Below are 24,881 nucleotides of genomic sequence, written 5' to 3' on the forward strand. Positions count from 1 at the left end.
CGACTCCATGAAAACTTCCAAACCTGTCCTGTTCTGCGTTGCAGTGGTCTGCCTCACCTTGCTGGGTGTTGCCCTGTACCTGCAAATTGTCGAGCGCATGCAACCCTGCCCGCTCTGCATCATCCAGCGTTATGCGTTTGCTGCGATCGCCCTGATCTGCCTGGTGTTCACAGTCCTGCCGCGCGGCACGACCGCGACAGGCGCGGGATTCGGCATGCTGGCATCGCTGGCGGGTGCCGGGACGGCTGGCTGGCACCTGTGGGTCAAGGCGCATCCCGAAGTTTCCTGCGGTATCGATCCGCTGGAAACCTCGCTCAATACTTTCGGACCGGCCAACTGGCTGCCGCTGGTCTTCAAGGCCGACGGATTCTGCACCACGCCCTACGCGCCCATCCTCGGATTGTCGATCCCGCAGTGGTCGCTGGTCTGGTTCCTGCTGTTGGCGCTGGTACTGGGTTGGGTCGCCTTCAAGCGCCGTCGCTAGGATGAGCGCCCCTGCAGCCATCGTCAGCGGCGACACCATCGAGTCGGTGCTGCGGCAACCTGCTCCGGAATTGTCGGAGCGCCGCATCCTGCTCGGTCACGCGCTCGACCTGACGCGCATCCAGCTCATTACCGCGTCGGAACGCGTGTTGACCGTTGCCGAGGCCGAACGGGTAGCAGACCTGTTTGCGCGCCGCATTGCCGGTGAACCGATTGCGTATCTGGTGGGAGTCAGGGAATTTTATGGATTGCGCTTTGACGTCACGCCAGCCGTACTGATCCCGCGGCCCGATACCGAACTGCTGGTGGAACTGGCGATCGATCGCCTGCCGCGCCAGGGCCGCGTGCTGGATATGGGCACCGGTTCGGGTGCGATCGCGGTCGCACTCGGCCATTCTCGACGCGATGCCTCGGTCAGCGCGATCGATCTGAGTGACGCAGCGCTGCAAGTCGCACGCCGCAATGCCGCACACCATGCGGTGCAGGTGCAGTTGCTGCGCAGCGACTGGTACGCAGCGCTGACCGACCAGCGCTTCGAGATGATTGTTGCCAATCCACCCTACATCGTCGACGGCGACCATCACCTGAGCGAAGGCGACCTGCGTTTCGAACCGATCGACGCGCTGACCGACCACGCAGATGGACTGAGCGCGCTGCGACAGATCATCAGTGGCGCTCCGGCATTCCTGGAAGCCCACGGCTGGCTGCTCATGGAGCATGGTTACGACCAGGCCAGTGCCGTGCGTGGCTTGCTCGAAGCCGGCCACTTCGCCGAGGTGCAGAGCTGGCAGGACCTGTCCGGAATCGAACGCGTCAGTGGCGGCAAGCGGCCGCTCGACGCTTGATCACAGCCCCTTTTTTACCCATCTGGTCGACGCGCACGGGTATCATCCGACGCTTGCATCCAACGCCTGATTTTCACTTCTTTCATTACGCCATGCTGCCTTCCATCGAACAACGTCTTGCCCTCGAACTAGTTGCCCGTCCAGCCCAAGTGGCTGCCGCCATTGCTCTGCTGGATGAAGGCGCAACGGTGCCCTTCATTGCACGTTACCGCAAGGAGGCCACCGGCGGCCTCGATGATATCCAGTTGCGCTTGCTGGAAGAACGCCTGCGTTACCTGCGCGAACTCGAAGCCCGCCGCAGTGCGATCATCAGTGCCATTGAAGAGCAAAACAAGATGACGCCGGCCCTGCTCGACCAGATTCTGCACGCCGAAGACAAGACCCGGCTGGAAGATCTCTACCTGCCCTACAAACTCAAGCGTCGCACCAAGGCGCAGATCGCCGCCGAAGCCGGATTGACAGCGCTGGCCGACGCCTTGCTGGCCGACCCGCAACTGCATCCGGAAGACACGGCCGCAGCGTATCTGAAGCCAGCCTTCGCCACCGATAGCGGTGACAATCCGGGCGTACCCGATACCAAGGCCGCGCTCGACGGCGCACGACAAATCCTCATGGAGCGCTTTGCGGAAGACGCGACATTGCTGCAGGCGCTGCGCGAATACCTGACCGAGCACGGCATCGTCGAATCGACAGTGGTGGACGGGCAGCAGGATGCCGGTGCCAAGTTCTCGGACTATTTTGATTATTCGGAAACGCTGGGCACGATTCCGTCGCACCGTGCGCTGGCGCTGTTCCGTGGCCGCCGCGAAGAAATCCTGCAGGTCGCGCTGCGTCTCGATACCGAAGCCGAAAAACCGAAATGGGATGCGCCGCATAATCCGTGCGAAAGCCGCATCGCCGCCCGCTTTGGCATACGCAATCAGAGCCGGCCAGCCGACAAATGGCTGGCCGATACGGTGCGCTGGAGCTGGCGCGTGAAGATTTTCATGCATCTCGATACCGAACTGATGACCAGTCTGCGCGAGCGGGCCGAAGTCGAGGCCATCAATGTCTTTGCCCGCAACCTGAAAGCCTTGTTGCTGGCGGCGCCAGCCGGGCAGCATGCGACGATGGGGCTCGATCCGGGCTTGCGTACTGGCGTCAAGGTGGCCGTGGTCGATGCCACCGGCAAGGTGGTCGATACCAGCACGATTTATCCGCATCAACCGCGCAATGACTGGGATGGGTCGCTGCATACGCTGGCGCAACTGGCGGAAAAGCACAAGGTCACGCTGATCTCGATCGGCAACGGCACCGCCTCGCGCGAAACCGACAAGCTGGCGCAGGACCTGATCAAGCTGCGCCCTGAATTGAAGATGACCAAGATTGTGGTGTCTGAAGCCGGTGCCTCGGTGTATTCGGCCTCCGAATTTGCCTCGCGTGAATTGCCGGATATGGATGTATCGATCCGCGGAGCGGTCTCGATCGCCCGCCGTCTGCAAGATCCGCTCGCCGAGCTGGTCAAGATTGATCCCAAGTCGATCGGCGTCGGCCAGTACCAGCATGATGTCGGTCAGACCCAGCTGGCGCGCTCGCTCGATGCCGTGGTGGAGGATTGCGTCAATGCCGTGGGGGTCGATGTGAACACCGCGTCGGCACCGCTGCTGGCACGCGTATCGGGTCTCAGCAGCAGCGTGGCGCAGAGCATCGTCACTTACCGCGATCTGAAAGGCGCGTTCACCTCACGAGCAGGCTTGCGCGACGTGCCGCGTCTTGGCGACAAGACATTCGAGCAGGCGGCAGGTTTCTTGCGCGTGATGGATAGCGACAATCCGCTGGATGCCTCGGCAGTCCATCCGGAGTCGTACGCGCTGGTGGAAAAAATCCTGGCCGACATCCAGAAGGATGTGAAGAGCGTGATCGGCGACGAGCGGCTGCTGAAATCATTGAATCCGGCGCGCTATGCGGATGACAAGTTCGGCGTACCGACCATCACCGACATCCTGCGGGAACTGGAAAAACCGGGCCGCGATCCGCGTCCGGAATTCACCACCGCGACGTTCAAGGAGGGTGTTGAAGAACTGCGCGACCTGCGTCCGGACATGATTTTGGAAGGCGTGGTGACCAACGTCGCCGCGTTCGGAGCGTTTGTTGATATCGGCGTGCATCAGGATGGGCTGGTGCATATTTCGGCGCTATCGACGACGTTCGTGAAAGACCCGCATACCGTGGTGAAGGCTGGCCAGGTGGTGCGTGTGAAAGTGCTGGAAATCGACGAAAAACGCAAACGCATTGCACTCACCATGCGGCTGACGGACAGCGCGCCAGTACCCGGTGCGAAAGTCGAGCAGCGCGGCGACCGCAATGATGCGAAGCGACTCTCCCAGCACCAGAACAGTCAGCAGCATCAGAGCGGCCAGCAGCGCCAGCCGGACGCGAACAACGCGATGGCTGCCGCCTTTGCCAAATTAAAATCCTGAAGACCGATAGACCCAATGCAGGGGCAAGCAGAAGCCACTGCTTTTTCCTATAATAACCAACCAAACTAGTGAGGTAATCATGAGCGACGTAAAGACCTGGATTCAAGAAACCGTGACACAAAACCCGGTGGTGCTGTTCATGAAAGGCACTGCGCAGTTTCCGCAATGCGGCTTTTCGGGCCGCGCGATCCAGTTGCTGAAATCAAGCGGTGTCGAAAACATCGTGACGATCAACGTACTGGATGATGCCGACGTCCGTCAGGGCATCAAGGATTATTCGAACTGGCCAACCGTGCCGCAACTGTATGTCAAAGGCGAATTCGTCGGCGGCACTGACATCATGAACGAGATGTTCGAGTCCGGCGAACTGCAAACACTGCTGAAGGCCTGAGATGCCAGGGTCGGCCAGTGCACCGGCAGCGCGCCGGCTGATCATCGCGATTACCGGCGCCACTGGTGCGATCTATGGCGTGCGCCTATTGCAGGTGTTGCGCGAGATCGGGGATATCGAGACGCATCTGATGGTCTCGGAGGCCGGCGTATTGAACCTGTACCAGGAACTCGACATGGACCGCAAGCAGGTCGGCTTGCTGGCTGACGTGGTGCACAACGTGCGAGACGTGGGTGCGTCGATTGCCAGCGGGTCGTTCCAGTCGGCCGGCATGATCGTGGCGCCTTGCTCGATGAAGACGCTTGCGTCGGTCGCGTTGGGCATGTCGGATAACCTGATTACCCGCGCCGCCGATGTGGTGCTGAAAGAGCGTCGGCGCCTGGTGCTGATGGTGCGGGAAACGCCGTTCAATCTGGCCCACCTGCGCAACATGACCTCGGTGACCGAAATGGGTGGCATCATTTTTCCGCCATTACCGGGTTTTTACCAGCGACCGGTGACCATTGCAGAGATGGTTGACCACACGGTCGGGCGGGTGCTGGACATGTTTGATGTTGAACATCAACTGACACCGAGGTGGAGCGGTTTGAAGCCGAACAACTAGCGGTTGGCAAGTTCACTGTATCTGCAGGACGTTAACGGAAAAAGCCCGTGATCTTTGGATCACGGGCTTTTTACTTGGTGCCGATTGCAGGACTTGAACCCGCCACCCCATGATTACAAATCAATGGGATACCGTCTTTATTAATATTAAGAAACTTTAGAAATTCTTGATTTAAATATGTAAAAACATTATTAATCATAGACTTAATCGTATTTTTACAATTCGTTGACGTTGACTGATGTTGCTCTATATACTCCAAATCGGAGTACATGACGGGTACACAGCGGGTACATGAATTACAGTACAAGGGATTAAGACTATGGCGAAGGTAAAGTTCACGGCCGGGCGGATTGCAGATTTCACTCATGAACAAGGCAAAAAAAGCCCTTCTTTTCTGTGGGATAGCATTGCACCAGGCTTAGGGTTGCGGGCAACGCCTGCCGGCGCAAAGTCCTACATCTTTCAATCCAAGCTGGACGGCCAAGTCATTCGCATCACGATCGGTGCACCTGACACGTGGACCATCGACAAAGCCCAGGCAGAAGCCCGTCGCCTGAAGGTCATCATTGATGGGGGCCAGGATCCCCGCCAAGTGAAAGCCGATGGATTGGCCTCCAAGCAAGCCGACCGTGACGCCAAGGAAGCAATCGCCACTGCATTGAAGGCCCGCCAGGCAAGCGAGTCGATAACGCTGGGCGACGTATGGCCCGTCTATGTGGCTGAACGCTCGCCAAATTGGTCCGTCCACCATAACGAAGCACACGCACGGATCATTCAAGCTGGTGGCGAGAACTGGAAGCGCGGGAAGAAAATCACCGAGCCGGGGCCGCTAGCATCACTGGCTGGTGTGCGGCTGGTTGATTTGACGATGCCGCGCATCGAAGCGTGGGCAAAGGTTGAAGCGATTTCCCGACCATCCAGCGGCCGCCTCGCTATGCGATTGCTCAAAGCCTGCTTGAACTGGGGTGCTGCCCATGCAGATTACGCCGCCATGACCACGACCAACGCAGCAAAGAGCACCAAGGCCCGCGAGAGCCTGGGCAAAGCCAAGGTGAAAAACGACGTGTTACAGCGTGAACAACTGGCCGCGTGGTTCGCCGCCGTTCGTCAAACCCGAAACCCGGTCATCGGCGCATACCTTCAATGCCTGCTGCTGACGGGTGCCCGCCGCGAGGAGCTGGCCGCCCTGCGCTGGACCGATGTGGATTTTCAGTGGAACAGCCTGAAACTGAACGACAAGGTGGAAGAATTCCGCATGGTGCCGATGACGCCCTATGTGGCGCACTTGCTGGCCGCCCTGCCCCGTCGCAATGAATGGGTATTCTCAAGCCCGGCATCCAGGGATGGAAATCTGTCCGAGCCGCGCTACGCACACAACCAAGCCACCGTTTCAGCTGGCCTGCCGCACCTGTCATTGCATGGCCTGCGCCGATCGTTCGCTAGTCTGTGCGAGTGGACCGAAACCCCTGCCGGTATTGCGGCGCAAATCCAAGGGCATGCGCCGCAAGGTGTGCGGGAACAAAATTATATCCGCCGACCGCTCGACCTGCTGCGCATGTGGCACGTCAAGATTGAAGGCTGGATGCTGGAACAAGCCGGAATCGAATTCGTGACGGTCACGCCGGGATTGCGGGCTGTGATTTAAACCGCCTTGAATATTCATATCTGTAACGTATAATTCACAAATCCCATGTACGAAATAACGGACTACCTGACGGAAACCGGACGCGACCCATTGAAGGAATGGCTGGCCAGCCTCGCCGACCGCCAAGCAAGGGCTCGTGTGCTGGTGAGAATACAGCGGATGGCTGCCGGAAACTTCGGTGACTACAAGCCGATTTCCGACGGCGTGTATGAACTGCGAATCGATTATGGGCCAGGCTACCGCGTGTACTACGCTAGAGCTGGCGCGAAAGTGCTGCTGTTGTTAATTGGGGGCGACAAGCGTAAGCAACAGGCCGACATTCATACGGCGCTGGCATATTGGAACGACTGGAATCGGAGAAATGCATCATGACAAAAGCAAGCAGGCCGCACGATGACGCAGTGGTGGAACTGCTGCGCGAAGATCCTGCGTTCGCGGATGAATACTTGGCTGCTGCTTTAGACGAGGCTGACCAAGAAGGGGGCCGTAAAGCACTGCTAGCAGCCCTGCGTCAAGTGGCGGAAGCGCAAGGCATGGCCGCCGTTGCCGAACGAGCAGGGATCCCTCGTGAAAGCTTGTATCGGGCGCTGTCGGGAGGGGGCAACCCAACCATCAAGACACTGCTGGCAGTGCTACATGGAGTAGGGTTGAAATTGGCCGTGCATCGAATCACGCCTATATGAACGATCAAAAATACACAGAATCAAACACAGTTTTTTGCAATACCGCCGCCTGACGTTATCAGGCAAAGCGGCGAAACATGGTGTCTCACCACCATGCCCGCCTAACCATCATCACTAAATGGAGTAGTAAAAATGGCTGATAACAATTCTAACCAAATCACTTCTGCAGACACAATCGACGAAATCGAATCTTTGTTGTCGCAAGCTGACGGAACTTTGGCGTTACTCGGCACAGGCGACCCGTCGCATGTTTCGAAGGAAAATATTTGGGATGCTATCGCTGGCGTGCGAAGACTCTTGGCGCAAGTGGGGCCGCTGACCGCTACTTTTGCAAAATGAATATTTAATTTCCTGAATTACAGCAACCCGCCTCAGAGCGGGTTTTTTTCGTCTAAAAGTTTCACAAATGAAAAGGTCGAATAACTCTGCATCACTTACCTTGATCGAGGTCGCCAATCCCGCACTACCGCAGGAAAGCGATTTAATTCAACGAGGTAAAGCATGGCAACCAATCAGAATATCCCACCAGCATTGGCGGCAATTTCGCAAGGGCGCGATCACCTGGTAACGAGCGAGTTTGCGCTAGCAACTGGCCGTAAGGCGCAAACCGTGAGAAAGAATTATTGCCAGACCGGGCATTGTCTCGGCCTTGTCCCGTTGAAGATCGGTGGCCTCCTTCTCTGGCCCGTTTCAGGAATTGCGGCGCTGTTGATGGGTGGTGCGCGATGAAAAAAGCTCCCACGGCCGGAGGCGGTGGAAGCTGTCTTCGCACTAGAACCGTTGGCGCGGTTCAAAGTGCGGTTTCTAAAACACTGGATTTCTTCTTCAATATTACCTTTTTTATCTTGGTTTTGTTTAATTTTATTGGCTCTTTCTGGCTCGTTACCGGCGGCGGTGCAGCATGAGCACCCTTGCCAGCACAGCGCTGAGATATGCAGAACTCGGGTTTCCAATATTCCCGCTTCAAAAAAACTCAAAGGCACCCCTGCGTGGCTCCCAGGGCTTTAAAGATGCATCGAACGATCCGGCCCGGGCACAGGCAGTATGGGGCGCGCATCCAGAATATAACATCGGCCTTCGTACCGGTTTCGAGCGCAACGGAAAAGTTTTAATAGCTATTGATGTGGATCCTCGCAACGGCGGCGATGACACATTGGAGAAGCTGATCGCAGTGCATGGCCATCTGCCTGATACTGCAATGGCCCTCACCGGCGGCGGCGGACATCACTTTCTTTTCTGGGCGCCACTAGGTATCGAGTGGCCATCAACGCTTGGCACCGGTATAGATATCAAGGGCCGGGGCGGATATGTTGTTGCGGCGCCGTCGGTTCATCCGAACGGTACGTCGTACGAATGGGAGGCTTCCAGCGATCTCCTTGAGGGCCAGGCTATAGCTGACATGCCGCGCTGGGTAATCGATGGGCACTCGATGGATGCTCGCCGCCAAGATACCGTGTCGACCAAATCGACGCCAGCACGGGCTATCGAAGTTCCACCGGAAACGGTGCGGGACTTGCGCAGCGCCTTGCTTTCCATGCGTGCCGATGATCGCGCCCTATGGGTTGACGTTGGCCATGCGCTCAAGGAGCTTGGCGAAGTCGGCCGGGGCTTGTTTATGGAGTGGGCGGCAACTTCGGCAAAATTCAATCCTCGTGATGCGGCCGACAAATGGGATAGCTTCAATCCAGAGCACACCGGTTACAAGGCGGTGTTCGCAAAGGCGCAGTCGGCCGGCTGGGTCAATCCGACAAAAGGAAAGCTGAATCTCCCTGTGCCTGCCGATCGCCCTAACGAGTTTCGATTGCTATCTGGCGCAGAACTTTGCGCCTTACCGCCCATGCGCTGGATGCTGCGCGGGGTGTTGCCGCTGGAAGGCTTGGCGGCGTTGTACGGCCCTTCAGGCTCCGGTAAATCATTCCTCATTTTGGATATTGCCGCTGCCATTGCTGGCGGCGACAGTGCCTGGTTTGGTCGGCGGGTAACGCAATGTCCGGTAACTTACTGCGCGCTTGAAGGTGAGGCCGGTATGGGCAAGCGCATTCACGCCTGGAGCCTACACCATAAGAAGCCTGTACCTGATTCACTGAAATTCGTTATTCAGTCAGTGGACCTGATGGGTGGCGGGGATGTCGCCGAACTGGCATCGGCTATCCACACTGAAGGTGGAAACGGTGGCCTCGTCATTCTCGACACCCTGAATCGCGCTGCTCCTGGAGCTGATGAGAATAGTTCCGTCGATATGGGTTTGCTGATTGCTGCTTCTAAGCGATTGCAGGGACTAACCGGCGGGCTGGTCTTACTTGTACATCACACCGGGAAAGACACCACCAAGGGTTTGCGCGGGCATTCCAGCCTGTATGCCGCGCTTGATGCAGCGATTGAGGTCAACCGTAACGACTCACGGCGGGAATGGTTGGTCGCCAAAAGTAAGGACGATGAAACAGGGGCCGCCCACGGCTTCAAGCTGGAAATCGTACCGCTAGGTTTTGATGATGCCGGCGATGAAGTCACGTCGTGCGCAATCTGTCCCGACGAGGTCCTGAAAGCTATCCAGCGAGTGAAGTTGCCAGCCAAGGGCAATCAGAAGATCGCACTGGATACCTTGGGTGAGCCGTTGCGCAAGTCTGCACACTTCGGCAAGGAAGGATCCCCGGCAGGCCATCCATGCATTCGGCTGGATGGCGCCATTGAGCTTGTTGCCGAACACATGATCTGCGACAGCAGGCACAAAACAACCCGTGCTCGCGAATCATTGAGGTCCCTAGTTGCCAGCGGAATTTACGGTGCGAAAGGGGATTGGTTATGGCGCGTTTGAAAAATTCAAAAACCACAATCCAGCCTACTTTCCCCGGCATTTCGGTCTTGCCCGAATCCGCCCGGTTATGTATACCCGGGCAGGGCATTTCGGGCGTATCTGGACGAGACCGAAACGGCCCTATTTCGGGTAATTCGGGCATTTCGGGCAATTCAAAATTAACGACGAACCCGCATGCAGCTTGCGATGCGCGGCTTCAAGGAATAGAAATGAACCAAATCAACAACTTTCACGATCTGGGAAAAATTGGCCCGGTTGGAAAAACTGCAATTCGGGTATTTTCGGTGTCGCACAAGGCAGCCGGAACCCTGCTTGCCAATTATGAAAAACTGCACGGCGCATACAGTCTGCGACAAGCTGAATCGCTGCGTCATGCAACATACCGAGATGCATCAAGGCTAGACGGTTGCGATCTTATCGAGGGTTTACTTTGGATTTTGCCCAAAGCAAGCGAAAGGGCCGCCGTGCTGGTCAATACGTCAAAGGAAGCACTGCCATGCAATGAGGCAGCGCAATGCTTCTGGCTTGGACTTAATGGTCTTGTTGGTGATTCTGGTGAGCCTATCGTGCTGAAAGTTGGGGCAAACACGCGAGTTTGGGTACCGAAGGCATAAATACCCGTTCGAACGCCGGTGCTGGACTGGCCGGCGGGTTATTCCCGCAAACCTTCCTCTGCCTAATTTTTAGGCACCTGAACCCATGGCAACAATCGAGAATGCATTTCGAATTTCCCTTTACGAGATTCAGCGGTATGCGGCTGTTCATGGTGGTCGGGGGATTGTCGTCCGATGCGGCGAAAAAATGGCCTTGGTGGACCTGATGCCGGAATTGATGACGGTCAAGAGCGCCGGGAAGACCTGGAGCGTTCCGATTGTGAAGTATCAGTGCCGGGAGGGACTAGTTCGGAGTCTCATGGTCAAGCCTTGCGCACATGAGGGAAATTGCACTGCCTTATACCTGGCCGCTGGAGAGTTGCAGTGCCGCCAATGTGCCGGCCTCATTCATAGATCGAACAGCGGGCATGAGAAGCAGCGCATCGAGGCCAAAAGGTGCAAGCTGCTTCAGCGTCTTGGCTTGAAGCCTTGGCAAATTCCAGAAAGCCGGCCGGCCAGAATGTGGCGCCGGACTTACCTGGCGATTTTGAATGAGCTTGCTGGGTTGGCGAGGTAGTGCCCGGACCTAATCAGTCTCATTTCCCGGATCCATCGGTACGGGTTTCGCCTTGAGGGCCAAACGTCGATCCCGATGCTGCTGAATCACTTGTGCTCGCTTCGCTGGCGGTAGTTTGGCCAGTGCTTCCGCTGCTTTCATTATTTTGGCCCGATCGGCCGGACTGGTTGTCATTTAGGTGAACTCTCCACAACGAGACTAAGAGCCATGCAAGCACCACATAGTGACTCGGAATTTTTGCCCCATATCCGAAGCTTCGTTCATGCCGTCCCCTGCATTAATGCATCGATACGTCGGCCACATTACGATGCTCGTTACGAGTAGTGCGGTGATGGCTAGGACAAGCGCGGCGGCAACTACATGGGCCTTTAAGATTTCCTTCATGGCGTCTCTCTCGTAGGGACTGAATTCGCTTACTTTGCGGAGCGAATCAAGTTGCTTAATGAATTGGCGGCAATGTGTAGGCGTGGGTAATGGTCGAACTGGTGGCCCAAATAACAGGTAATAAAATTACAAGAAATACAAGTCGAAATTGAACACCGTGCAAAAGTAGATCACGGAAAAAATAGTTGCAAACAAAAGCGTATTGGATTGGAAGTCTTCACGATATGCAACATAGGGCTGTTCAGCCAAACCAGATGATATTTGTCGCTCACTCGGACGAGTCGGCATTGCGAACGAAGCGAGGTACGGGCCAAATACCGCGTAACCAAAAAGTGTAAAAGTCTTAATCAATACCGGCTCTATGCAGGATGTGCAGTGAATCCGGCTTTCCCAGAACCATCCGTTGAGAACTGGTGTGAAAATATAAACCACGATCGCGATCGTCCAAGCGAGACGGCGCCCGTACTTTATCCAATTTGTACGATTGCTCACCTGTGCCTCGGGATTGGCTTTTGCTGTGTCATCGGTCTTTTGCTGCGCCTTCAAGGCCAAACGCCGAGCGCCCTCCTCCTGGATTATTTGCGCCCGCTTCGACGGTGGCAACTTGGCCAAGGCTCTCGCCAACTTGATTGCCCCCCTCAGAACTTCCGGTTTGATATTCATTTTTGAATTTCCCCTGGTGCTACAGGCTTTCGATCAGACTTTGCAGGCTCTGTTCTTCCATCTGATCCAACAGGTCCAGTTTCAGGGCTTCCGACTTCAGCGGCCCCTCCTTCGACCACTGGATCCGTGACAGCATTGCTTGCATCGAGTCCGACCACATCAGGGCTTCCGGCCACGCTTTCGCTGACTGGTTTCGTGCTATCAGTGCCATTTCCGGAAAGTGTTCCTCCGACATTTCCAGCGCCTGCCTTGCGCCCACTGGTCCCGCTTCCTGAAACAGCTTTGCCACCTTTGACTCCATCAGCGACTGGTGCTGGCCGGGGGTTATTGGCCACGACGCTTCCACTGCCAGTAGTGCTTGCAGTTCCTCGGGTACCGTCCTTGGCGCCCAAACCTTTTTCATATCGTCCATACACTTTGGCCCATGTGATTTCGACTGGCGCGAGAGTGTCCAGACGGAAATAATAGTAGTCCCGTTATTAATTATCTAAAAGACAATTTAATAATTAGTTGGAAATGAAGATCGACCACTTCGGTGACGACGATGAATCAGGCCGCTGAACCCAACGATGTCGCGCTCCCCCTACCGAACTAGGCCTTTCAGCAACGAAAAAAAACCTCAATCAATCCCTATCAACAGGGCAAGCCCTACTGATTGGAGAAAATACCAGTCGAAAATCTATCAATGAACTTGATTTTTTATTTGATAATGCATATTATCAATGGAAGCTAAGAGCACACTGATAATTTGAAAGGTTTGAAATGGCAAACTACGGATACGCGAGAACATCAACCCTGGACCAGCAATACGGGTTTGAGGATCAGATTGCAGTGCTCGAAAAGGCGGGCTGCGACATTGTATTTTCAGAGCAGGTATCAGCGACGGACATGGCGGCGCGCAAGGAATGGGCGGCAATGATGGCGGGCTTGAAAGCGGGCGACATCGTCACAATCACGAAAATCGATCGTGCTGCAAGGTCGATCAGTGACATGGTGGGCATTACGAAGGCGCTCAAGGATATCGGCGCATCGATCCGTATATTGGACATGAACATCGACACGAACACGCCAACAGGGGCGCTTATGCTGAACATCTTCAGTAGCGTCGCGCAGTTTGAGAAAGACATGATGCTGCAGAGGCAACGCATCGGCATCGAGGCTGCCAAGGCAAAAGACAAAGCTTTACCGCTTGCTGAGCGCACTTACAGAGGAGCCAAACCCACTGCCCGTGCAAAGGCTGATTCTGTTCTGGATCTTCTCGCCGGCGGCAAAAGGACGAAGGAAGAAGTCGCGAAGGAGTTGGGAATCGGCGTGGCCAGCGTTTACCGGATCATCAAGGCAGCAAAAGCCAATCCAGCGCCACAAGCCTAACTCAGACAGACAAAACCCACCAAGCCAACCCATGCGGAGCTTGGCGGGCCTCTAGTGCGTCCACGACCCCTCAAACGACGACGAATACGATTTACGCATTCATGCTCAGGTATCGGCGTAAGCCACACAGGAGATGAGCATGGGATTCGATCTGAGCAGCGTTGTTGCGGGATACAAGGGATATAAGGCCGCAGATCAGTATGCGCGCGATGAAACTTTCCTTCAGGCGCAACGTGACTATATGCAGGCAGACATGGCCGAGCGGACTGCCGGTGCGCCATCCCGCGCCAAAGCGCAAGAGTTCAACGACGCCAAAATTAATTCCGGTATGGGACTGCTGCCACAGCAAACTGCCAATGCGCAGGGTGCATTGGACGCACAAGCCGCCGATCAGGCTTTTGCCAGTGAGCGCAGGCCGGGATTGCAGGATACGGCGGTGATGGGCGATGCGACTGCCCGAACCAATGCGCGAACTGCTGACACCAATGCACAAACTGCCGGACTTGAATCCGCGGCGAACTACAAGTTTGCGCCAATCCGGATCCGGACCGCTTTAACAAACGGCATCCTAGATACAAATACGGCGCGCGTACACTCGATGGCCGCGATCGGCCAAGCACTGGTTGGCAACGATATTGAGGGCGCAAAGAGCATTGCGCATGACCTGGCCGATAACACCGATCTGTTTCCCGGCCTCAAAGGAAAACGGATTGGCAGTCTCACGTCCGGCGCCGATGCCAACGGCCAAAAGGTCGTCAACATGCTTGCCGAAGATGGATCAACCATGGGGCAGATTCCGTTTGCGGCATTTGCAGGGGCAATGCGGCAGACTCAGTCAAAACCTGACCTGAAGGAAGTCAAAGACGGGCATTCGTTGGTATCAGTTGGCCGCGATGGTGCCGCAACAGAGGTGTATCGGAACCAGGGCGACCCGGTTGCCAAGGCGGCGGCCAACCAGACCAGCTTGCAAAAAAATGCCGCCTACATTCAGAAAGTCTATGGCCTGACCGAGAAAGAGGCGCTGGCGCAGGCGCAGACCGGATCGCGCGAGGATCGGTTCACCACCGTCAACCGCCAAATGTCAAAAAATCAGATGTATCAGTCGCAGACAGACCCGGCCAAGCGCGCCGCCATGCGCAAGCCCTATGAAGACGAATACGATGCAGTCTACAAGAACGGTCCACAGACAGCCAGCGCACAAGCTCCTGCCGCTGTGCCGGCCAATGTCCTGAAGTTGTTCGACGGTCCGGGCCTCTAAACCAAGCAGCAAGCGCGCCGGTAGGTGACATCGAATAGCCTGGTGTAAAGCAACCTGATGCCCTTAAATGGCTTCAGGGGTTATGCATGAAAGCATTAGACAGCACTGATACCCACCGTGCCCGGATTGCCGGCCACATCAACGCAGCCCCGGGACTGCTTAAAGCCATCGACATAAGCAATGCTGTCGGCATCGGCTACAAGACCACGGTCGACGCACTCAATAACCTACTGCAAACTGGTCGAGTAGTCCGGCATGGTGCGAAGAGCGGCACGCGCTGGAGTCGCGCAATAATTCCAGCGGACGAAGCCCCATTGCGAGTAGAGGACTTCTGGCACGGCCAAAGGGTAGCCCCCACCCCGGGGGGGAGTGCCGCGAGCCGGTACCTGCCCAGCAAGACACCCCATATCGGTCAGACCCTCAAACATTGGGGAATAATGCATGAAAATTCCTAAATTTTTTTCGGCGGTAATTTGGGGGAAATATTTCCCCTCGCGCCAATCCCAACAGGCTAATCGAAAGTCTCGCTGAAGGGCCGGTTCATCAGGTTGGTCCACGAGCGTTCAACTTCCCGACAGGATCGACAGCACATTACCTGCTTGTGCTTCGGATAGTCCGGCGAGTAGAAGCAACCGCCACTGATCGTCAGGAACGAATTGGGGAACAGGCCTGTACGGGCATCCTCAAAGTTACGGCCAGCGGCATGCACGCCATAGAGAATTTCGGCGGGTTCGGAAACGAGTGTTACCTGATGCAAGGCGCAGAGCGTGGTTTCGGGCATGGCGGTATCGGTGTCGGGCGTCGCATCAGGATTGATGACTGAACGATCCTCTCACAACCAGGCGCATACGAAAATACCGTGCTCGACTTGCGAGTGTGGACTGACCGCGAATGGTTGCCCAATTTGGGGTACACAATGGGTACACAGCGCGAAATCCAGACCAGAAAAACAAAACGGGCTACAAGCCGAAACTTGTAACCCGTTGAATCTACTGAGTATTTCTGGTGCCGATTGCAGGACTTGAACCCGCCACCCCATGATTACAAATCATGTGCTCTACCAGATGAGCTAAATCGGCGAAACTTGGACAGCGCGTATTGTACTTGATTATTTAATGCGCGTGAGCGTTGGACGACCACCTTTTTTAGGCGGCTCCGGATCATCGTCGGGAGTGCTACCGCTTCCCTGGTCGAGCTGGCCGGACGGTACCGAGGTGAGCGTTGGTGCACTGCTCGATGGCATTTCAGTCACAGATCCAACCGCATCGTTGCCATCAGATCCATCGACGATCTCATTATCACGCGCAGGAAAGCGCGAGACTTCAAACGCCATTCCCTGACCGTTTTCACGCGCATAGATCGCAATGACGTTTTCGACCGGCACCGAAATATCCCTTGATACGCCACCAAAACGGGCACTGAAACGCACCACGTCGTTGTCCATTTTCAGCGCACTCGTCGCATCGAAGCTGATGTTCAGAACGATTTCGCCGTTCTTGACAAACTGCATCGGAACGCGGGTCTGCCCGTCGACCAGGACAGCGAGGTACGGGGTAAAACCATTGTCGGTGCACCATTCATAAATGGCACGTAACAAATAAGGCTTGGTGGAAGTTTCGGACATGAGACTCGGGCAAAAGCTTTTTTTGGGGGGATTGAACAAGAAAACTGTTGGCTGCACACTCTGCCTGATGGTTGAACCGGGATACGATTAAACGAATAGCAAAGTGCGCAGTAGCTTGTTGTCGTTGATCACCCGATCAACGACGCATTACTTTCTCAGAAGGTGTCAGCGCCTCGATGTAAGCCGGCCGGGAGAACATGCGCTCGGCATATTTCATCAGTGGCGCAGCGGTCTTCGACAGTTCGATACCGTAGTGATCCAGGCGCCACAACAATGGTGCAATCGCCACATCAAGCATGGAAAACTCATCACCCAGCATGTACTTGTTTTTCAGGAACAGCGGTGCGAGCGTGGTCAGACGGTCACGAATTTCATTACGTGCCTTTTCCTGCAGCTTTTCGGAGCCTTTGGATTTATCGTTCTCGAGCACATGTACGTGAACGAACAATTCTTTTTCAAAATTGAACAGCATCAGACGCGCACGCGCACGCATCAGCGGATCTGCCGGCATCAATTGCGGATGCGGGAAGCGCTCATCGATGTATTCATTGATGATATTCGACTCGTACAGGATCAGGTCGCGCTCAACCAGAATAGGCACCTGGCCGTACGGGTTCATCGTCGAAATATCTTCCGGCTTGTTGAACAGGTCGACGTCGCGCACTTCAAAGTCCATGCCTTTTTCAAACAGGACGAGGCGGCAACGTTGGGAAAATGGGCAAGTGGTGCCCGAATAGAGAACCATCATTTTGTAGTTCCTTAGAAACAAAGGGGTGAGACGATGGACGGCTCACCCCGGTAAACATGCCCGCAACGTGCGGGCAAGATAACTTATTTCACTTCTTTCCAGAATGAGGCATTCAGGCGCCAGACGATCACGCCGAAAATGCTCATGAAAATCAGGACGATCACGCCAAGACGACGACGCTGGTTTTGCGCAGGCTCACCCATCCAGTTCATGAAACCAACCAGGTCGCCGATGGCTTCGTCGTATTGCAGCGACGTCATCGTGCCCGGCTTAACCTGGGTAAATCCAACGAACTTATGCGTGACTTTGCCTTCTTCGTGCGGATCTTTCTCCTCTGCATACTTCGGTACCCGTGTTCCTTGCAACTCCCACAAAATGTGCGGCATCGCCACGTTCGGGTAGATCAGATTGTTCCAGCCTGTCGGCCGGCTTTCATCCTTGTAGAAGGTCCGCAAGTAGGTATACAAATAGTCGGAGCCCGAACCACCATCGGACGCCTTGGCACGGGCAATGACCGACAAATCCGGTGGAGGAACACCGAACCATTCCTTGGCATCCTTGGGTGACATCGATACCTTCATCAGATCACCAACTTTGTCATTCGCAAACAGCAGGTTGGCCTTGATCTGATCTTCGCTCAGACCAATGTCACGCATCCTGTTGTAACGCATTGATGCTGCAGAATGGCAGTTCAAGCAGTAGTTAACAAACAGCTTGGCGCCATTTTGCAACGAACTCAGGTTGTTGGAATGGTCTGGCGCGCGGTCCAGCTTCGGACCGCCCTCGTTTGCCAAAGCCAGTGCAGGCAGGAACGCCAGCGCCACTATCATTTTTTTCAACAGTTTCATTCTCGATCCCTTGGCGACTTAGTGCGGGTGAAACGTGACACGTTTCGGCACGGGCTTGAATTTTCCGGCAGCGCTCCACCATGGCATCAACAAGAAGAAGCCGAAGTAGATGACTGTGCAGATCTGTGCAACGAAGGTACGGCCATCAGTTGGTGGCAATATACCCAGGTAGCCCAGAACGAGGAACGAGACACCGAACAAGACATAAACATACTTGTGCCAGGTCGGGCGATAACGGATCGACCGCACTTCCGAATGATCCAGCCAAGGCATACCGGCGAGGATCATTACTGACGCGCCCATCAGGACGACACCGAAAAATTTCGCATCGAGCACGAACATGCTGGCAATCGCCACCAGGCCTATGACCGCCGCCGCCAATTTAGCCATACCGCTAAATTTGGACTTCAGGATCAGCAGTGCGACGTACCCAGCAACACCGGCCATCAACGCATACATGAACTGCGAGGTTGTGGCACGCAATACCGAGTAGAACGGCGTGAAGTACCAGACTGGTGCGATGTGCGCTGGCGTTTTGAGCGAGTCAGCAGGAAGGAAGTTGTTGTACTCAAGGAAGTAACCACCCATTTCCGGCGCAAAGAAGATAACGGCACTGAAAATCGTCAGGAAAATCACCACGCCGAACAGGTCATGGACCGAATAGTAAGGATGGGAAGGAATCGCATCAAGCGGATGGCCATCTGGTCCCAGCGTGTCCTTGACTTCAATACCATCAGGATTGTTCGAACCCACTTCGTGCAATGCGATCAAGTGAGAAACAACCAGTCCCAGCAGTACCAGCGGAATGGCAATCACGTGGAATGCAAAGAAGCGATTCAGCGTGGCATCCGACACAACGTAGTCACCGCGAATCCACAACGACAGATCCGGACCGATGAAGGGAATCGCACCAAACAGGTTAACGATCACTTGTGCGCCCCAATAGGACATTTGGCCCCAAGGCAACAAGTAGCCCATGAACGCTTCGCCCATCAGACACAGGAAAATTGCGACACCGAACAGCCAGATCAATTCGCGTGGTTTGCGGTATGAGCCGTACAGCAGAGCGCGCGTCATGTGCAGGTAAATGATGATGAAAAACGCCGATGCACCCGTGGAATGCATGTAGCGCACCAGCCAACCCCAAGGCACATCACGCATGATGTATTCAACCGAAGCGAATGCCAGATTGGCGTCCGGCTTGTAATGCATGACCAGGAAAATACCGGTCACGATCTGCATTACCAGAACCAGCATTGCCAGCGAACCGAAGATGTAGAACCAGTTAAAGTTTTTTGGCGCGTAGTACTGGCCCCACTGGTCGTTCCAGAGCTTGGTCAGCGGAAACCGGGAGTCAACCCAGTTCAGGGCCTTGTCAGCCATCGGCGCGTTGGCCGGAAGCTTCTTTTCATGAAATGCCATGATTACGCCTCACCTTTCTCGTCTTTGCCGATAACGATCTTGCCATCGCCAAGGAACATGTGACGCGGCACTTGCAGATTGTCAGGAGCAGGTTTGTTCTTGTACACACGCCCGGCGAGGTCGAATGTCGAACCGTGGCATGGGCACAGGAATCCGCCTTGCCAGTCGTCGGGCAGAGAGGCTTGCGGTCCGGGCTTGAACTTTGTACCTGGAGAGCAACCCAGGTGGGAACAAATTCCTACGGCAACCAGAATATCCGGTTTGATCGACCGGTATTCATTGCGTGCGTATTCCGGTGTCAGATCGTCCTTGTTGCGTTCCGAATGCGGGTCCGCCAATTCGGCATCGGTTTTCTTATCTTTTAGCGACGCCATCATTTCTGGCGACCTCTTCAGAATCCATACCGGTTTACCGCGCCATTCCACGGTTTTCATTTCACCGGGAACTAGCCCCGCTATGTCCACTTCCACCGACGCCCCAGCGGCTTTTGCCCGCTCGGATGGTGCAAATGTCGACACCAGTGCGCCTGCCACTGACAATCCTGCTACTCCGCCTGCCGCGCACGTGGCGACGAGCAAGCCACGTCGACCGGAATCGACCTGCTTTTCGTTACTCATACCAACCCCAATCAGTCAAAATGCGAATTCCGTTCGAAACTTCTAGCAACCTTAGATTATATCGGAGGCCACGATCCTTTTAAAGCAATTACATCCGTTTCGGCATTTTAACGGAGTTTTAAAGCTTGCTCCTGCAGTCCCGTTCCACCGACATTTCGCACAATGCGGTACCGAGCGCACAAACAAATTCAGACGATAATTTAATACCAAGCCTAGTTACCTCAAATCGCCTCCTGAAAACCCGCGTGACGCAGGCATTATGACGACGGTACAATTAAAAATAATGACAACTTATCAGGGAATAAAACATGGGGATGATGCAAGAATTCAAGACTTTCGCTGTCAAAGGCAACGTGATGGACTTGGCAGTCGGTGTCATCATTGGCGCTGCCTTCGGCAAGATCGTTGATTCGGTGGTGCAGGACCTGATCATGCCGATTGTCAGCACCATTTTTGGCGGCCTTGATTTTGCTAATTATTACATTCCGCTCAAGGGTCAAGGAATGCAGCTATCATTGCTCGAAGCGAAAAAAGCCGGAGCGGTTTTTGCATATGGAAATTTCCTGACCATCATGCTGAATTTCCTGATTCTGGCATTCATTATTTTTCAGATGGTACGACTAGTGAACGCGGCGCGTCGTAAAGAACCTGCAGTCGCGCCGGCTCCTGCGGTCACGCCGGAAGACATTGTCCTTCTGCGAGAAATCCGCGACGCGCTTCGCAAGCAATCTTCCTGACCTGTTTTAACGCACCCCGCGGCCGCTCTTCATCGACTGACGATTGAAGCGCGGACCTGGCGTCCTTTCCTTTCATCCACCACACCTCATTCCCTTACATTTAATTTATGCAACGTCTCTGGCTCTTGTTTGCCCAAACCGCTACTGTTGGGCTCGCGCTCTGGTTTATCGTCATTACGCTCAAGCCTGATTGGGTAGGCAATATTCCTGGCATGTCGCATCAGGTGCAGCTGGGTTCATCTGCTGTCGCGCTAAAAGAAACGCCACCTACCTCCGCGCCGGCAACGCAGGGATCATTCCGGGACGCGGCGCGGCTTGCGATGCCCTCGGTGGTGAATATCTACACGACCAAGGGCGCGGGGCAGGCACGTAATCCAATGCTGGACGACCCGTTTTTCCGCAAGTTTTTTGGTGACCGTCCTGATCCGGAAGAAAAGCAGTTCAGTCTGGGTTCTGGCGTGGTGGTAAGTTCGCAAGGCTACATTCTGACCAATAATCATGTGGTCGAGGCGGCCGATGAAATCGAAGTCGCTTTTGCCGATGGTCGCAAGGCAGCTGCAAAACTGGTGGGCACGGACCCGGAAACCGATCTTGCCGTCATCAAGGTCAACCTGCAAAACCTGCCTGCGATCACGCTGGGGCACATTGAACATGCGATGGTCGGGGACGCGGTACTGGCGATCGGCAATCCGTTCGGTGTGGGCCAGACCGTCACCATGGGTATCATTTCCGCGCTCGGTCGCAACCACCTCAATATCAATACCTTTGAAAATTTCATCCAGACCGACGCCGCCATTAATCCGGGCAATTCCGGTGGGGCGCTGATCGATGCGAACGGGAATTTGCTAGGAATAAATACCGCGATCTATTCACGCTCCGGAGGCTCGCTTGGCATCGGTTTTGCGATTCCGGTCAGCACGGTAAAAACCGTGATGGAATCGATCATCAAATCGGGGGCGGTCGTGCGCGGCTGGATCGGTGTTGAGCCACAGGACATCACACCTGAACTGGCGGAGAGCTTTGGATTAGGTCGAAAATCCGGCGCCATCATTGCCGGCGTGCAAAAAAACGGGCCGGCTGACCGCGCCGGCATGCGTCCCGGCGATATCCTGATCGCCGTGGAAGGCAAACCGGTTACCGACACCACCGAAATGCTCAATCTGATCGCGCAACTGGTGCCGGGCATCAAGGCAAAGATGACCGTGCAGCGCAAATCTCAAGAGACCACGCTGGATGTCACCATCGGCAAGCGCCCCAAACAGCAGTCACAGCCAATTGAACGCGAATAGGCGCCCATGCATCTGCGCGATCTGACCCAGTTCCTGGCAGAACTCTCCGAGAACAACAACCGTCCCTGGTTCATCATGAACAAGCCGCGCTACGATATCTTGCGCGCGGAATTCCTGGATCTGGTGACGACACTGATCGCGGATATGGCGCGTGTCGATCCGCTATTGGCCGATTGCAATCCTAAAAAAGCGCTGTTCCGCATCAATCGCGACATGCGTTTTTCGCACGTCAAGATCCCATACAAGACGACGTTTTCCGCCGCCATTATTCCAAATGGTCTAAAAAAGCCCAGCGATGGCGGTGGTCCCTCGTATTATTTTCAGATCGATGCCTATGGCACCCTGCTGGTAGCTGGCGGGGAATACATGCCGCCGGCGGACCGCCTGCGGTTGATTCGGCACCATGTGATTGATGATGCTGCCGGGTTTCACAAAATGCTGAAAAACAAGGCATTCAGGAAGCGATTTGGCGGCTTGCAGCAGGAAGGCAAACTGACCCGACCACCGAAGGGATTCGACGCTGCGGAGCCGCAGATCGAGATGATCAAACTGAAGAATTTCATTGCCTGGACAGAGACAAAACTCGATATCAACGCACCCGAACTGCTTGAGCGGGAACTGGCGCAGACATTCAAGGATGTACTGCCACTTGTTCAGTGGCTACGCCAGGCATAGACCGAAGCGAGCGCAATCCTCGCGCTTGCAACTTCCTTCAAATCAATCTATCGCGTTTCCGGCGAATCCTCTGGTGCCTGCGTCATTCGCACGAACATTGGCGCCACCAGTAATCCAATCTCGAACAAGACACACAGAGGCACTGCCAGCAACAACTGACTCATGATGTCGGGAGGGGTTACGACCGCTGCCAGAACAAAGGCACCGACGATCACATACGGTCGCACCTCGCGCAGCTTGGCTACCGAGACCAATCCCATCCGCACCAGCACGATGACGACGATCGGCACTTCAAACGTCAGGCCGAATGCGATGAACATCGTCATCACGAAGCCGAAATACGCATCGATATCCGGCGCCACCGAAATCGACTTCGGCGCGAAATTGTTCACGAAGCGAAACACCACGCCAAAGACCAGGAAATAACAGAACGCCACGCCAACGAAAAACAGCACTGACGACGACACCACGAGTGGCGCAATCAACTTTTTTTCGTGGGCATACAAGCCGGGGGCAATGAAAGCCCAGAGTTGATACAGCACCCAGGGCAGCGCGATCATGAACGCCGACAGCAACGTCACCTTGACCGGAATCAGGAAAGGCGTGATGACGCCCGTAGCGATCATCTTGCTACCAGCCGGCAGCGCCACCATCATCGGATACGCCAGCCAGTCATAAATCTGACCGGCCCATGGCATCAGGCAGAGGAACACGACCACGACGGCAATCGACGCCTTCAGGACGCGATTGCGCAGTTCAATCAGGTGCGAAATAAAGGTGTCTTGCACCCCTTCCGACAGTGGTTCTGTATTCATGTGATGGTGCCGGGGACAGAGAGTTTCAAAGTACAGGTGCGACCATGGCCGCACGGATAGTTACCGACCGCCGCCATCAGTGAAAAAAGCCGTTGCCGGAGCCGCTCGCGGGACGGAATTTTGCGACCCGCGCAGCGCCCGAGATAACGCGCGACTTGCGCCCGCTCTGGTGCTTGAACCAACCGGGCAAGGCCGAGTTGCGTGCCAGCTTTTTCTTGCGGAAATTTTTTACCTTGACCGCGACCTGGTCGGGCGTCGGCGTATCGCGCAGCGCGTTGTCTTCCTGCGTGGTGGTGCCATTCCAGGCAGCGTGCATCGAGCTTTCGGCTTCCTGCATGCTGTCGGAAATGCTTTTACCGACATCGCTGGCAGCTTCCTGCACATCCTTGTGCATCTTCCGCAGTTCATCAAGCTCGATTTCGCGGCTGACTTCGGATTTGATTTGCGTCATGTAGCGCTGGGCGCGACCATACAGCGTGCCAGCCATACGTGCTACGCGCGGCAGTTTTTCCGGGCCGATGACGATTAGTGCAACCACGCCTATCAGCGCAATCTTGGTAAGACCGAGATCAATCATGTCGGGGACTCAAAGTGAATCGATACGGTTGCGCAGCCTATACGCAACCGGTCGCATCAGCCTTTTGTCTTCTCTTTCGCCTCAACGTCGATGGTGCCCTTGTCGCTGCTCTGGGCTGCTTTTGCGGCCTTCTCGGCGGCATCATCCTCGCCTTTCACGCCATCCTTGAAACCCTTGACGGCCTTGCCCAGATCGCCGCCCATGCTGCCAATTTTCTTGGTACCGAAGACCAGCATCACGATCACCAGAACGATCAACCAATGCCAAATGCTAAATGAACCCATTACAGTTTCTCCTTGCCATTACAAATGAAATACGGTGAGTTGACAGATATTGCTAGCGTTGTCCGCGCCACGGCTGCGGGCCACCGAGTACGTGCAGGTGCAAATGGTACACCTCCTGACCGCCGTCCGGGCCGGTGTTAAAAACGGTCTTGAAACCGCCCTTGGTGCCTGTTGCCGAATCATTCACGTAACCACAACCCTGCTCGGCCGCCAGCTTTGGTGCCAGCAACATCATCTTGCCCAGCACTGCCGCGTGCGCATCCGTGCAATCGGCCAGCGTGGCCACGTGCTGCTTCGGGACGATCAGAAAATGCACTGGCGCTGCGGGGTGGATGTCCTTGAACGCAAGCACATCGTCGTCCTCGTAAATGACTGTCGAGGGAATCTGTTTCGCCGTGATCTTGCAAAAAATACAGTCGCTCATGCTGCTCCCAGGGGGTGATGGTACGTTGCGGCAACGCGCAACCTGTGACG

General features: G+C 55.3%; 31 protein-coding genes and 1 tRNA gene. 19 read left to right on the forward strand and 13 right to left on the reverse strand.

Going from position 1 to position 24,881, the window contains the following annotated elements; all coding sequences use genetic code 11:
• Nucleotides 1–7 precede the first annotated feature (7 nt).
• The 14 genes from ABD720_RS16805 to ABD720_RS16870 all read left to right on the forward strand — a co-directional run bounded on the left by ABD720_RS16805 (nt 8) and on the right by ABD720_RS16870 (nt 11,095).
• On the forward strand, nt 8–484 hold the full coding sequence (locus tag ABD720_RS16805) for a disulfide bond formation protein B (RefSeq protein ID WP_344765034.1): 477 nt from the start codon (nt 8–10) through the stop codon (nt 482–484).
• A 1-nt stretch (nt 485) separates the two neighbouring features.
• Entirely contained in the window at nt 486–1,328 is an 843-nt protein-coding gene (gene prmC / locus ABD720_RS16810) for a peptide chain release factor N(5)-glutamine methyltransferase (RefSeq protein WP_344765036.1), read from the forward strand.
• Nucleotides 1,329–1,420: 92 nt separating this feature from the next.
• Nucleotides 1,421–3,787: a Tex family protein gene (locus tag ABD720_RS16815; protein ID WP_344765038.1), complete on the forward strand. Its 2,367-nt coding sequence runs from the start codon at nt 1,421–1,423 to the stop codon at nt 3,785–3,787.
• 79 nt (nt 3,788–3,866) lie between these two features.
• The gene (grxD, locus tag ABD720_RS16820) at nt 3,867–4,178 is read left to right on the forward strand and encodes a Grx4 family monothiol glutaredoxin (protein ID WP_009665479.1); all 312 of its coding nucleotides are present in this window, start codon (nt 3,867–3,869) and stop codon (nt 4,176–4,178) included.
• Between the two features lies 1 nt (nt 4,179).
• On the forward strand, nt 4,180–4,782 hold the full coding sequence (locus tag ABD720_RS16825; protein WP_344765044.1) for a UbiX family flavin prenyltransferase: 603 nt from the start codon (nt 4,180–4,182) through the stop codon (nt 4,780–4,782).
• Between the two features lie 319 nt (nt 4,783–5,101).
• On the forward strand, nt 5,102–6,427 hold the full coding sequence (locus ABD720_RS16830; protein WP_344765046.1) for a tyrosine-type recombinase/integrase: 1,326 nt from the start codon (nt 5,102–5,104) through the stop codon (nt 6,425–6,427).
• Nucleotides 6,428–6,472: 45 nt separating this feature from the next.
• On the forward strand, nt 6,473–6,799 hold the full coding sequence (locus ABD720_RS16835; protein WP_344765048.1) for a type II toxin-antitoxin system RelE/ParE family toxin: 327 nt from the start codon (nt 6,473–6,475) through the stop codon (nt 6,797–6,799).
• A complete protein-coding gene (locus ABD720_RS16840) occupies nt 6,796–7,110 on the forward strand; it encodes an addiction module antidote protein (protein ID WP_344765051.1) in 315 nt (104 codons plus the stop codon). The genes ABD720_RS16835 and ABD720_RS16840 overlap by 4 nt, the downstream gene beginning before the upstream one ends.
• A gap of 132 nt (nt 7,111–7,242) precedes the next feature.
• Entirely contained in the window at nt 7,243–7,449 is a 207-nt protein-coding gene (locus ABD720_RS16845) for a hypothetical protein (protein WP_344765053.1), read from the forward strand.
• A 162-nt stretch (nt 7,450–7,611) separates the two neighbouring features.
• Nucleotides 7,612–7,839 (forward strand): hypothetical protein, encoded by a 228-nt coding sequence (locus ABD720_RS16850; RefSeq protein WP_344765055.1) that lies wholly within the window; start codon nt 7,612–7,614, stop codon nt 7,837–7,839.
• Nucleotides 7,836–8,015, forward strand: coding sequence for a hypothetical protein (locus ABD720_RS16855; RefSeq protein WP_344765057.1), 180 nt, complete (start codon nt 7,836–7,838; stop codon nt 8,013–8,015). The genes ABD720_RS16850 and ABD720_RS16855 overlap by 4 nt, the downstream gene beginning before the upstream one ends.
• Complete coding sequence (locus ABD720_RS16860; protein WP_344765059.1) at nt 8,012–9,925, forward strand: bifunctional DNA primase/polymerase; 1,914 nt, start codon at nt 8,012–8,014, stop codon at nt 9,923–9,925. The genes ABD720_RS16855 and ABD720_RS16860 overlap by 4 nt, the downstream gene beginning before the upstream one ends.
• Nucleotides 9,913–10,539 (forward strand): hypothetical protein, encoded by a 627-nt coding sequence (locus ABD720_RS16865; RefSeq protein WP_344765061.1) that lies wholly within the window; start codon nt 9,913–9,915, stop codon nt 10,537–10,539. The genes ABD720_RS16860 and ABD720_RS16865 overlap by 13 nt, the downstream gene beginning before the upstream one ends.
• An 85-nt stretch (nt 10,540–10,624) precedes the next feature.
• A complete protein-coding gene (locus ABD720_RS16870; protein ID WP_344765063.1) occupies nt 10,625–11,095 on the forward strand; it encodes a hypothetical protein in 471 nt (156 codons plus the stop codon).
• A gap of 510 nt (nt 11,096–11,605) precedes the next feature.
• Here ABD720_RS16870 and ABD720_RS16875 read toward each other — a convergent pair.
• Complete coding sequence (locus tag ABD720_RS16875) at nt 11,606–12,142, reverse strand: hypothetical protein (RefSeq protein ID WP_344765065.1); 537 nt, start codon at nt 12,140–12,142, stop codon at nt 11,606–11,608.
• Nucleotides 12,143–12,161: 19 nt separating this feature from the next.
• Entirely contained in the window at nt 12,162–12,554 is a 393-nt protein-coding gene (locus tag ABD720_RS16880; RefSeq protein WP_344765067.1) for a hypothetical protein, read from the reverse strand.
• A 350-nt stretch (nt 12,555–12,904) separates the two neighbouring features.
• Between ABD720_RS16880 and ABD720_RS16885 the strand changes: the two genes are divergently transcribed.
• Entirely contained in the window at nt 12,905–13,513 is a 609-nt protein-coding gene (locus tag ABD720_RS16885; protein ID WP_344765069.1) for a recombinase family protein, read from the forward strand.
• A 139-nt stretch (nt 13,514–13,652) separates the two neighbouring features.
• Complete coding sequence (locus ABD720_RS16890) at nt 13,653–14,771, forward strand: hypothetical protein (RefSeq protein WP_344765071.1); 1,119 nt, start codon at nt 13,653–13,655, stop codon at nt 14,769–14,771.
• A 511-nt stretch (nt 14,772–15,282) separates the two neighbouring features.
• Here ABD720_RS16890 and ABD720_RS16895 read toward each other — a convergent pair.
• From ABD720_RS16895 to petA, 7 genes are all read right to left on the reverse strand, one after another.
• Nucleotides 15,283–15,552 (reverse strand): hypothetical protein, encoded by a 270-nt coding sequence (locus ABD720_RS16895; protein WP_344765073.1) that lies wholly within the window; start codon nt 15,550–15,552, stop codon nt 15,283–15,285.
• A gap of 222 nt (nt 15,553–15,774) precedes the next feature.
• Nucleotides 15,775–15,850: transfer RNA gene (locus tag ABD720_RS16900), tRNA-Thr, on the reverse strand.
• Between the two features lie 29 nt (nt 15,851–15,879).
• On the reverse strand, nt 15,880–16,395 hold the full coding sequence (locus ABD720_RS16905; RefSeq protein ID WP_344765075.1) for a ClpXP protease specificity-enhancing factor: 516 nt from the start codon (nt 16,393–16,395) through the stop codon (nt 15,880–15,882).
• Nucleotides 16,396–16,531: 136 nt separating this feature from the next.
• Nucleotides 16,532–17,143 carry a glutathione S-transferase N-terminal domain-containing protein gene (locus ABD720_RS16910; RefSeq protein ID WP_344765077.1) on the reverse strand — a complete coding sequence of 204 codons (612 nt, stop codon included), beginning with the start codon at nt 17,141–17,143 and terminating at the stop codon, nt 16,532–16,534.
• Nucleotides 17,144–17,226: 83 nt separating this feature from the next.
• Nucleotides 17,227–17,991 carry a cytochrome c1 gene (locus tag ABD720_RS16915; protein ID WP_344765079.1) on the reverse strand — a complete coding sequence of 255 codons (765 nt, stop codon included), beginning with the start codon at nt 17,989–17,991 and terminating at the stop codon, nt 17,227–17,229.
• Between the two features lie 18 nt (nt 17,992–18,009).
• On the reverse strand, nt 18,010–19,416 hold the full coding sequence (locus ABD720_RS16920) for a cytochrome b (RefSeq protein ID WP_344765506.1): 1,407 nt from the start codon (nt 19,414–19,416) through the stop codon (nt 18,010–18,012).
• The gene (gene petA, locus ABD720_RS16925; protein ID WP_344765081.1) at nt 19,416–20,030 is read right to left on the reverse strand and encodes a ubiquinol-cytochrome c reductase iron-sulfur subunit; all 615 of its coding nucleotides are present in this window, start codon (nt 20,028–20,030) and stop codon (nt 19,416–19,418) included. The genes ABD720_RS16920 and petA overlap by 1 nt, the downstream gene beginning before the upstream one ends.
• Nucleotides 20,031–20,338: 308 nt before the next feature.
• Here petA and mscL point away from each other — a divergent pair, with 308 nt between their 5' ends.
• From mscL to ABD720_RS16940, 3 genes are all read left to right on the forward strand, one after another.
• Nucleotides 20,339–20,767 carry a large conductance mechanosensitive channel protein MscL gene (gene mscL, locus ABD720_RS16930; RefSeq protein WP_344765083.1) on the forward strand — a complete coding sequence of 143 codons (429 nt, stop codon included), beginning with the start codon at nt 20,339–20,341 and terminating at the stop codon, nt 20,765–20,767.
• Nucleotides 20,768–20,874: 107 nt separating this feature from the next.
• Nucleotides 20,875–22,056, forward strand: coding sequence for a Do family serine endopeptidase (locus ABD720_RS16935; protein WP_344765085.1), 1,182 nt, complete (start codon nt 20,875–20,877; stop codon nt 22,054–22,056).
• A gap of 6 nt (nt 22,057–22,062) precedes the next feature.
• A complete protein-coding gene (locus tag ABD720_RS16940) occupies nt 22,063–22,731 on the forward strand; it encodes a DUF2461 domain-containing protein (protein WP_344765087.1) in 669 nt (222 codons plus the stop codon).
• Between the two features lie 47 nt (nt 22,732–22,778).
• Here ABD720_RS16940 and tatC read toward each other — a convergent pair whose 3' ends face one another.
• The 4 genes from tatC to ABD720_RS16960 all read right to left on the reverse strand — a co-directional run bounded on the left by tatC (nt 22,779) and on the right by ABD720_RS16960 (nt 24,831).
• Nucleotides 22,779–23,546, reverse strand: a complete 768-nt coding sequence (gene tatC / locus ABD720_RS16945; RefSeq protein WP_344765089.1) for a twin-arginine translocase subunit TatC — start codon at nt 23,544–23,546, stop codon at nt 22,779–22,781.
• A 76-nt stretch (nt 23,547–23,622) separates the two neighbouring features.
• Entirely contained in the window at nt 23,623–24,123 is a 501-nt protein-coding gene (tatB, locus tag ABD720_RS16950; RefSeq protein ID WP_344765091.1) for a Sec-independent protein translocase protein TatB, read from the reverse strand.
• A 56-nt stretch (nt 24,124–24,179) separates the two neighbouring features.
• Entirely contained in the window at nt 24,180–24,407 is a 228-nt protein-coding gene (gene tatA / locus ABD720_RS16955; RefSeq protein ID WP_344765093.1) for a Sec-independent protein translocase subunit TatA, read from the reverse strand.
• A gap of 52 nt (nt 24,408–24,459) precedes the next feature.
• Nucleotides 24,460–24,831 carry a histidine triad nucleotide-binding protein gene (locus ABD720_RS16960; protein WP_344765095.1) on the reverse strand — a complete coding sequence of 124 codons (372 nt, stop codon included), beginning with the start codon at nt 24,829–24,831 and terminating at the stop codon, nt 24,460–24,462.
• Between the last annotated feature and the right edge of the window lie 50 nt (nt 24,832–24,881).

Source organism: Actimicrobium antarcticum (assembly GCF_039536745.1).
Classification (GTDB): Bacteria; Pseudomonadota; Gammaproteobacteria; order Burkholderiales; family Burkholderiaceae_D; genus Actimicrobium; species Actimicrobium antarcticum.